This is a genomic window from Streptomyces sp. GESEQ-35 (genome assembly GCF_017948485.1).
Classification (GTDB): Bacteria; Actinomycetota; Actinomycetes; order Streptomycetales; family Streptomycetaceae; genus Streptomyces.
Genome location: NZ_JAFFSX010000073.1, coordinates 1 through 2006, shown reverse-complemented (window position 1 = coordinate 2006; position 2006 = coordinate 1). Strand labels below are relative to the sequence as shown.

Below are 2006 nucleotides of genomic sequence, written 5' to 3'. Positions count from 1 at the left end.
CGCCGCGTCCACCTTCGGCCGCAACACCTGCGCCAGTTGCTCGCCGGACAGCGCCGAGACCGTGGCGTCACGGACGACACCCGCCGTATGCACGACTGCCGTCAACGGATGCGCCACCGGCACCGACGCCAACACCCGCGCCAGCGCCTCCCGGTCCGCCGCATCGCAGGCCTCCACCCACACCCGCGCACCCGACGCCTCCAGCTCCGCCACCAACTCCCGGGCACCAGATGCCGACAGCCCCTGACGACTCGTCAACAACAGGTGACGCACGCCGTGTTCGGCCACGAGATGACGTGCCACGAGCGCACCCAGCGAACCGGTACCACCCGTCACCAACACCGTCCCTTCCTCATCAAAGGGACGCGGCACCGTGAGGACGACCTTGCCGGTGTGCCTGGCCTGGCCGAGGTGGCGGAACGCCTCGGGCGAGCGTCGGATGTCCCAGGCGGAGACCGGGAGCGGCCGCAGGGCACCGCTCTCGAACAGCCCGACGAGTTCGGTCAGCATCTCCTGGATGCGGTCGTGTCCGGCGTCCAGCAGGTCGAAGGCACGGTAGTCGACGCCTGGGTACTGGGCACCCACGGTCGCCGGCTCACGCATGTCGGTCTTGCCCATCTCCAGGAAGCGTCCGCCGCGCGGCAGCAGCCGCAGCGACGCGTCTACGAACTCTCCCGACAGCGAGTCGAGTACAACGTCCATGCCCCGGCCGCCCGTGCGCCCAGCGAAGGTCTGCTCGAAGTCGAGGGTGCGGGAGTTGGCGATGTGATCGTCGTCCAGGCCCTGCCCGCGCAGCGTGTCCCACTTCCCCGGGCTGGCGGTGCCGAAGACCTCGGCGCCCGCGTGCCGCGCGAGCTGGACCGCAGCCATGCCCACGCCGCCGGTCGCCGCGTGGACGAGGACCGACTCACCGTCCTGGAGCCGGCCGAGGTCGAACAGGCCGTGGTAGGCGGTGAGGAACACGATCGGTACCGCGGCGGCCTGAGCGAACGTCCAGCCCCGCGGGATCCGGGCAAGGTAGCGCTGGTCGGTGATGGACACCGGGCCCACGCCCTCGGTGAGCAGTCCCATCACCCGGTCCCCCGGCCGCAGTCCGGTGGCGTCAGCGACCTCGGACCCCACTTCCAGGACCACGCCGGCGCCCTCGCTGCCGATCGGAGCCTCACCTGGGTACATTCCGAGCGCGATGAGGACGTCGCGGAAGTTCAGGCCTGCGGCGCGCACCGCGACCCGTACTTCGCCTGGAGCGAGGGGCCGGTCTGCGCCGGGGTTCGGCACGAGTGCGAGGTTCTCCAGCGTGCCCTTGGCGGTGACGTCGATGCGCCAGGATTCCCGGGATCCGGGCACGACGAGTCCGGTACCGTCGGCGGCCGGCGTGACCCGGGCGACGAACACCTCGTCACACCGGACCGCGGCCTGCGCCTCATCAGAGGCCAGCAGGCCCCGCAGCGCCGCCGTCAGACCGTCGGCCGTCGTCGCGGCGTCCAGGTCCACGAGCGTGAAGGTGTCCGGAGCTTCCGCCTGGGCCGCGCGTACGAAGCCCCACAGTGCCGACGCGGCCGGGTCGCACACGACGTCACCGGGCTGTGCGGCGACGGCACCCGAGGTCACGACGACCAGCCGGACGGAGGTGAGACGGTCGTCCGCGCGCCATGCCTGGAACAGGGCGAGGAGCCGAGCCGTGGCGCTGTGCACGGCTACGACGGGGTCGTCGCCGTCGGCCGGGCCGGTGAGGAACGGGACGAGGACGGCCTGCGGGAGTTCATGGTCTGCGTCCGCCGCGGCGACGAGCGCGGCGATGTCCTCGTATACGGGGAGGTCCGGGAGTACGGGCAGCGCGGCTCCCAGCGTCGCCCAACGCGTTGCCTCGGCCCCGGCGTCGAGCCGCGCGCCCTGCCAACTCAGCTGGTGAAGTGCGTCGTTCACGCTGTCAGCAGCTCCCCGAAGCTGCTCGGTGGGCACCGCGCGCAGCGTAAGGGCGTCGATGTGGGCGATGGGGGTGCCGG

At 71.9% G+C, this 2006-nt stretch carries 1 protein-coding gene; it reads right to left on the bottom strand.

Annotated features, from left to right (window positions below):
* The coding region (locus KCH87_RS49935) for an SDR family NAD(P)-dependent oxidoreductase (RefSeq protein WP_308299100.1) at positions 1-1926 on the bottom strand (1926 nt) is incomplete at its 3' end.
* Positions 1927-2006: the final 80 nt, after the last annotated feature.